The 6,863-nt window shown below is 70.6% G+C and carries 6 protein-coding genes and 3 pseudogenes; 5 read left to right on the top strand and 4 right to left on the bottom strand.

Translation table 11 applies throughout. The features are described 5' to 3' along the window. Together ACWF94_RS28780 and ACWF94_RS28785 are read right to left on the bottom strand one after the other, a co-directional pair. Nucleotides 1-1,061, bottom strand: a 1,061-nt coding sequence (locus ACWF94_RS28780; RefSeq protein ID WP_453494701.1) for an ABC transporter ATP-binding protein, incomplete at its 3' end; no start/stop codon positions are given. 478 nt (nt 1,062-1,539) lie between these two features. Then, the gene (locus tag ACWF94_RS28785; RefSeq protein ID WP_453494704.1) at nt 1,540-1,941 is read right to left on the bottom strand and encodes a glycosyltransferase; all 402 of its coding nucleotides are present in this window, start codon (nt 1,939-1,941) and stop codon (nt 1,540-1,542) included. On the opposite strand from ACWF94_RS28785, the gene ACWF94_RS28790 reads away from it, so the two are divergent. The 4 genes and pseudogenes from ACWF94_RS28790 (at nt 1,867) to ACWF94_RS28805 (ending at nt 3,385) form a co-directional block, all read left to right on the top strand. Further along, the gene (locus ACWF94_RS28790; RefSeq protein ID WP_453494707.1) at nt 1,867-2,073 is read left to right on the top strand and encodes a sigma factor-like helix-turn-helix DNA-binding protein; all 207 of its coding nucleotides are present in this window, start codon (nt 1,867-1,869) and stop codon (nt 2,071-2,073) included. The genes ACWF94_RS28785 and ACWF94_RS28790 overlap by 75 nt on opposite strands. Before the next feature lie 51 nt (nt 2,074-2,124). Then, nucleotides 2,125-2,283, top strand: a pseudogene (locus tag ACWF94_RS28795) (DUF742 domain-containing protein); the annotation flags it as partial. 59 nt (nt 2,284-2,342) lie between these two features. Beyond that, nucleotides 2,343-2,546 (top strand): hypothetical protein, encoded by a 204-nt coding sequence (locus ACWF94_RS28800; protein ID WP_453494710.1) that lies wholly within the window; start codon nt 2,343-2,345, stop codon nt 2,544-2,546. A gap of 215 nt (nt 2,547-2,761) precedes the next feature. After that, nucleotides 2,762-3,385 (top strand): DUF6461 domain-containing protein, encoded by a 624-nt coding sequence (locus ACWF94_RS28805; protein ID WP_453494713.1) that lies wholly within the window; start codon nt 2,762-2,764, stop codon nt 3,383-3,385. Nucleotides 3,386-3,923: 538 nt separating this feature from the next. On the opposite strand, the gene ACWF94_RS28810 is transcribed toward ACWF94_RS28805, so the two are convergent. Both ACWF94_RS28810 and ACWF94_RS28815 read right to left on the bottom strand, forming a co-directional pair. After that, nucleotides 3,924-4,712, bottom strand: coding sequence for a GNAT family N-acetyltransferase (locus tag ACWF94_RS28810; RefSeq protein ID WP_453494716.1), 789 nt, complete (start codon nt 4,710-4,712; stop codon nt 3,924-3,926). Between the two features lie 232 nt (nt 4,713-4,944). Further along, a pseudogene (locus ACWF94_RS28815) lies at nt 4,945-5,707 on the bottom strand (calcium-binding protein). Nucleotides 5,708-6,485: 778 nt separating this feature from the next. Between ACWF94_RS28815 and ACWF94_RS28820 the strand changes: the two are divergent. Continuing rightward, a pseudogene (locus tag ACWF94_RS28820) lies at nt 6,486-6,863 on the top strand (hypothetical protein); the annotation flags it as partial.

The following is a 6,863-nucleotide window of genomic DNA, read 5'->3' on the forward strand; positions in this document are numbered from 1 at the left end:
GCCGGCGGTGGCACGGCCGCCGGTGGGTGGCGGTCCCGGACCGTCGGACCGGCGACCGGGTGCCAGCACGCGTGGGTGTGACCGCCGTCCGCCCCCGACAGCGCCGGCCGCTCCTCGCGGCACCGGTCCGTCGCGGCCTCGCAGCGCGGCGCGAAGGGACAGCCGGTCTGCGGCACGGCCAGGTCCGGCGGCACGCCGGGAACGCTGAAGAGCTTCTCGCGCCGGTCGTGGGTGAGCGAGGGGATCGAGGACAGCAGCGCATGCGTGTAGCGGTGCCGGGTGCGGCCGAAGAGCGCGGGTGTCGGCCCGGTCTCGGCCACGCGCCCGGCGTACATCACGCCCACCCGGTCGGCATGCCGGGCGATCACCCCCATGTCATGGGTGATGAGGATCATCGACATGCCCAGCCGGGACCTGAGTTCGTCGAGGAGATCGAGGATCTCCGCCTGGACGGAGACGTCGAGCGCGGTGGTCGGCTCGTCGGCGATGACGATCCGGGGTTCGCACACCAGCGCCATGGCTATCATCACGCGCTGCCGCATGCCGCCCGAGAGCTGGTGCGGGTAGTCGTCCATCCGCTCGGCCGGCCTCGGTATCCCGACCAGCGCGAGCAACTCGGCGGCGCGCGTGCGCGCGGCCCGTTTCGACGCGCCGTCGTGCAGCCGCGCTGGCTCGGCAACCTGTTCGCCGATGCGCCGGGTGGGGTTCAGCGCCGTCATCGAGTCCTGGAACACCATCGCGATGTCGTTGCCCCGGAGGGCCCGGTACCGCGCCGCCGGGAGCCCGACGAGTTCCGTACCGCCGAAGTCGATCGACCCGCCGGTCACCCGGCCGCCCGCCGGAAGCATGCCCATGATCGCCAGACCGGTCATGGACTTGCCGGATCCGGTCTCCCCGACGATTCCCAGGGTCTCGCCGCGGCCGAGCGCCAGACCGACGCCCGAGACGGGGTGGACGACCCGGTCGCCGCGCCGGATCTCGACCGACAGATCGCGGATCGTCAGCACGCGGCTGCCGTCCGCGGGCCCACGCGCGTTCTCGGATCCATCGCTACTGCGCACGGTACCGCTCTCCATGTCCTTGGCCACCCGACGATATTGAGACACGAACTCCTGATGTCGTTCGTCGGGTTGCATGAAACATCCGGGGCAGCATTTGTCCGGCCGGACGAAAGAGGCCCCGCGGCGAACCGACAGGAAAGCAAGTGGAATCGATGAGTCCGAAAAAGTCCACCCGCCCGCACCCGGCCGCACCCGCCCGCACCCGGCCCGCCCCCCGTCCGCTCCCCGCCTGCGTCCTGCCCGCGTCCCGCCCGCGTTCAGCCCTCGCCCGCGGGCCGGGCGCGGACGTCGAAGGGCTCCGCGAACGGCACCTGGACGCTGCGGGCGTACGAGGAGAGCCACCGGCCCGGACTCGCCGTCCGCACGGAAGTGGGACCGGGTTTCTGACCCGAGGACGCGTCGTCCGGAGGCGCGGGCTCGTCACCGCGCGCTTGTCACCGCGCGCCGCGATGCCGATGACGATGCGGCACCGGATGGTTCACCCGGTGCCGTGTGAGCCGACGTGGGCGAGGACCGCGGCGGCGCCGTTCTCCGCGGCGGTGCGGCGGGCGAGTCCGGCCGCGCGGCGGCGGTGGGCCGGCTCGGACAGACAGGCTGTGATCGCGGTGCCGAGGGCTTCGGCGGTGAGGTCGTGGAACGGCAGCGGCCGGGGGGCGACTCCCAGCCGGTGCAGCCGGGATGCCCAGAACGGCCGGTCGGCCATGACGGCTACCGGCACGGCGGGTACCCCGGCCCGCAGTCCGGCCCCGGTGGTACCCGCCCCGGCGTGGTGTACGACTGCGGCGGTGCGGGGGAACAGCCAGTCGTGCGGGAGGTCGCCGCTGGCAGCCGGCACGTCGTCACCGCAGCCGCTCAGTCCGGCCCACCCCGCCTGCACCACCGCACGTACGCCGGCCCGCTCCTCCTGTCCTTCGAGGGATTCGGGCCCTCGGAGATCGCGAAGCTGCTGGAACTGGAAGCCGGAACGGTACGGGCGCACCTGATGAGAGCCCGCCGCTGCTGCGCGCGTTGAGCAGGGGAAGGAGGAGGAGCGACCGACCCCCAGCACGCGTTCCGCCCTGCGCCCTTCGCGGACGAAGGCGACCGGGCGGTGGTGCGCGCGTACGCGATGGCCGGCAGCCGGGTCCGTCCGCGGTACCAGTTGGCCATTGAAGCCCTGGTGAGCACGACGGCCGACCCTGCTCGTCTCAGCGGTCTGCTTCCCGAGGAGCAGCGGATCTGCCCTGAGCGAGGAAGACCGCGCCGATCTGAAGAACGTCCTGGCCCACTGCCCGGAGCTGGATGCTGCCCGCTGGGCATGTCCGCGAGTTCGGCGAGATCCTCACCTGCCGCCTCGGTGTCACGCTTCCGACCTGGATCGACGCCGTTGACGCCGGCCAACTGCCCGGCCTCACCAACTTTGCACTCCACCTGCTTCGAGACCTCGACGCCGTGACCGCCGGACTCACCCTGGAATGGAGCTCCGGCAGCGTCGGGGCGCTGTGAACCGCATAAAGAAGATCAAGAGGCAGCTCTGCGGGCGTGCCGGATTCGAACTGCTCCGCAAGGCGATCCTGCTGCAATGGCCTCCGCGGCTATCGGGCAGCATGGGCCCGGCTCCCCGTTGCGTCACGCGCATGGCCGGGAACACGGGGGCATGCCGGGCCGGCACGCGGTACCAAAGTGAACGACGGAGGCACGAGATGAAGGCAGGCGCGGACATGGATTCGCTCCGTTGGGCGGTGGCCTGGATGTGCGTCACCTTTACCCGCGGCCTGAGCCCCGGGGAGGTCTTCACCCGGTACGGGGCCGATCCGGACCAGGCACGTCTGCTCGACTGGGACACAGCCTCGGACCTGGTCCCGGGCGAGTCCGGGGACGGGGCGGTCTCGCTGCTGCGGTCCGGCAGGATCGGTGAATGGGCCTTCTGCGTTGAGGAGGAGGGCGGCATCGGCTTCGGGGAAGCAGTGCTCGCAGAATTGTCCCGGGGCACTGAGGCGTACACCGTGGCAACCACCGACGGAATGGACATCTTCCAGTACTGGCGTGACGGCGAGTGCGTCGAGTACTTCGAGCCCGGCATGGAGCACACCCGGTCCAAACCGCTCGGCCCCTGGTGGGAGCGGGTGGAAGCGGTACTCGCCGCGCACGAGGACAAGGGTGCCGGGATGGCACCTGTGGTGGCCCTCGTACTGGACCACCTCGGCATCACACTGGACGACGCCGTCCTCGCCGGACCGTGGCCCAGCCTGACGCTCGCCGAGGGCGACGCCACGTCGACGCCACTGGGGGACACCTACGCGGGCGAGGGGCCGGTTCCGCCTGGGACTGTCGTGATCTTGTGAGACCCCACAGCGGTCAGCCCACGGCGTTCGAGCTCCAGGATCGCCATTCCTGGCTCAAGCGCCATCTGTCACTCTCCGCGTTCGCTCCCCAAGATCTGTGACAGAACCGAGTTCTGACAACGCCTGTGGCCGGGCGGTGGGGGTGCGGGAGCAGCCTCTGCCTGGTCAACCATGCGATGCCGCAGTCATGTTGCGATGATCACCGCCACACTCCCACAGGTGGTGATCCGGCCGTTCCGGGCCCCGTGACGGCAGGGCCGCTGATATCCCTGTGCATGACCGCTTCCTTGAGGCGTGTCTCCACGGCCGCCGTACTCGCTCTGCTGCCCGTCACCTTCGCCACCGCGGCCCAGGCGGCGACATGGTGACCCACGGACCCCGCACCGTGCCCGACCGCTCAGCCGCACGGCGCCCCGCCCGCCTCTCCCCGGCGGATTCAACGGAACGTTGCGACGGGTGGTGACTCTTGTGATCAGACGCCGGCAGTGCGGTGCTGCTGTGAAGGTCGCCGGGCGCGTCTGCCAGCCGTGTCGTCGGGTCACGCCCCGCGGTGGGGATCGTAGACGTATGGAGTTGTGGTGCTCAGAACGGTGAACCCGAGTCGTTGCAGGATGGGGCGGCTCTGGTCAGTGGCGTCGACCTGAAGGTAGCTGTAGCCGAGGCCGGCGGCGATCCGGGCACGGTGGGCGACCAGAGCACGGTAGATACCCCGGCCCCGCCAGGCAGCCACGGTGCCGCCGCCCCAAAGACCGGCGAAGTCGGTGCCTGGGTTGAGTTCCATCCGCGCCGCGCACACGGGCAGGTCGCCGGCCATCGCGACGACCAGGCTGATGGTTTCGGAGTTCTGGGCGAGCCGGGCGAGCAGCCGCTGCCGCAGGCGGGCGCTGCTGGTGCCGAAGGCCTGCTCGTGGACGTCCGCCACGAGGTCTGCCCCGGTGGGGTCGGTCACCGTACGCAGGCGGACGCCTTCGGGCAATGTGGCGTCTGTGGGCAGGTCCCGGACCGGTGCGACCATGACCGCCTCCTGCGGCTCGGGCCTGAACCCGGCCGACTCCAGTCGCCTCCCGAGGTCACCGGGACGGTCGTGGGCGTATGCCTTCCATTCGAACTCGCGCCCAAGCGTGGCGAAGTACCGTACCTGGGCTCTGATCGCCACATCCGCGGTGGTCTGGTCGAGGTCCGACCAGAGAACGCCGTTCCAGTCGTGATCCGCGCCGACCTGCCGCACGACGTCGCCGTCACGTTCGACACGGGTTCCGGGGCTGTCGGCCTGTGCGCCGCGCCTCAGTTGGCGGTCGAACAGGGCAAGTACTTCCTCGCGATTCATCCGCTCACTCCAGCACGGATGGGGAAGCCGTACCAATGGACTTCCCCCGCCCCGCCGACGTGAGTGATCACGTGAAGCTTGAGCTGCGCTCGGCCGGGTCCACCCCGGGCGAGCGTCTTTCCGGGCCCGGTATTCTGCTCGGCAGCTCCTGCATGCAGGTCCTCGCGGGTGGATGTCCGTGGTGGCTGTGGGCTGTGAGGGCTCCCCGAGCCGCCGGGGTCGGGGAGCGCGGTTACCGGAGGACGACGTTGCGGCCCGGGCCGCCGTCGACGGTGTCCTTCCCGGGGCCGCCGCTGACCAGGTCGTCGCCGCCCTCGCCGTGCAGTGTGTCGTCGCCGGGGCCGCCGAGGAGGATGTCGTGGCCGTCCCCGCCCATGGCGTGGTCGTTGCCCGGGCCGGCGTACACGATGTCCGCACCGCCGTACGCCTCGATCATGTCGTGGCCCCGGCCGCCCCACAGCCGCTGGCCGCTGTCGTCGCCCATCAGATGGTCCTTGCCGTCGCCGCCGTCCAGGACCGCGCGTCCCATGACCATGTCGTCTCCCGCGTCGCCCCGTACGGTGTGTGCGGTGTGGGCGTGCAGTGTGTCGTTCCCGGGGCCGCCGCGGACGGTGGCCACCGCGGGGTCGCTGGTGACGATCGTGTCGTCGCGGTCGCCGAGCGCGATGTCGATCCTGTCCGGCCGGGGGCTGCCGGTGGGCAGTTCGCAGACGACGAAGGTGTGGTCCCCGGGTTCGAGGTACGCACAGTGGTCGCCGGGTTCGAGCGGGACCGCGTCGCGGAAACCGATCTGCCGGACCCCGGCGCCGAGATCCATGGGGATCACATGGAGGTCGTTGGCCTGTCCTGCGGCGGCGGTGAAGACGATCGACTGTGTCGCCCAGTCGGGCTTTCGCCCCGCTGCCGGCGGGGGCGGCGGCTGCCGGGGTGGCGGCGAGGCCGGTGGCGAGCAGGGCCACGGCGACCGTGCGGGCGGTGGCTTTGTGCCGGTTCATGGGACCTCATCTCGATGTGGCGACTGGTGGGCCGATGTGTTGGCGGGGTGGCTGCTGGAGACCCGTGGCTGACGCGGTCGCGGCGGCGGCGTCCGCGTGGCCGCTCCTCTCCGAACGAGGGCTCGTAGGGACTCCGGTGCGGGGGTTCGTGCCCGCAGGAAGATCCAGTTAGGCGTGTGCATGTCAAGTCATGATCCCTGGCCACGGGATGGCCGGGGGTGGCGACGGAAGCGTACCGTGCTTGGTCTAGACCAAGCTAGTGCTCGGGTGCGACCGCTGTGTCCGGTCGCCTGCGGGGTCCGGCGGGATGAGAGATCCCAGCGGCGCGACGGAACGGGTGCTCCGTATCGGCGCCGTTGCACGAGACCCGTACGGATACGGATCCGTCGCAGTGCAGGGCGACCGGAATCGCCGGGAAGCCACCGTCGGATCGGTCGCGTTCGTCCGCTACGAGGTCAGCACATCGGCCGTCACCGTGGCCGTCCTGCGTGCCTTGTCCTCTCCTGCACCCGGAAGCCGGCCCCGCGTGGCGGGGATGCACCGTCGGCCGGCTCCGGAACCTCCACCACCGCCCGGTCAGCCCCGCGCCCGCTGCGCCGTCCTCTCCGGGCGTCTCCAGCCGCCAGGCATGTAGCAACGCCGGTCCGTGGCTGTTCGGGACTGTCCGGGACTGTTCGTGGCTATGTGATGCGTCTGGAGAGGATGTGAGGGTGGGCTCTGCCGTGCTGGCCACTGGTGATGCGGCGCGGTTCACGGACGGCTCATGGAAGGAGTGGAGATGCGCCTTGCGCGACTGTTGTGCGGTGGAGTATTCGGCGCCGTGCTCGCCGTAGGTCTGGTGGCTTCCCCCGCTGCCGCTGCGGACGGGATCCAACGCGCCGGCATCGCAGCTGGAAGCCCGCCCCCGGCAAGCTGCGGTTTGAGCGACTGGGACGGGACCGCCTGCTTCAACCCCAAGGGAGAGTGGTTCTGGCTGCGGGACGACAACGCCGACGGCGTACCCGTGGCCATCGAATGGTATGGCGAGGGAGGCCGACAGGGAGTGATCTACAACGATCGCGGAAAGGCCGCCGGCTGGACCAATCTCAACAAGAGCTTCCCCGAGCGCCAGCAGATGTACTACTACCTGTGCGATTACAACGTGCCCCGCCAGGAG

It is taken from the genome of Streptomyces sp. NPDC055078 (assembly GCF_053607985.1).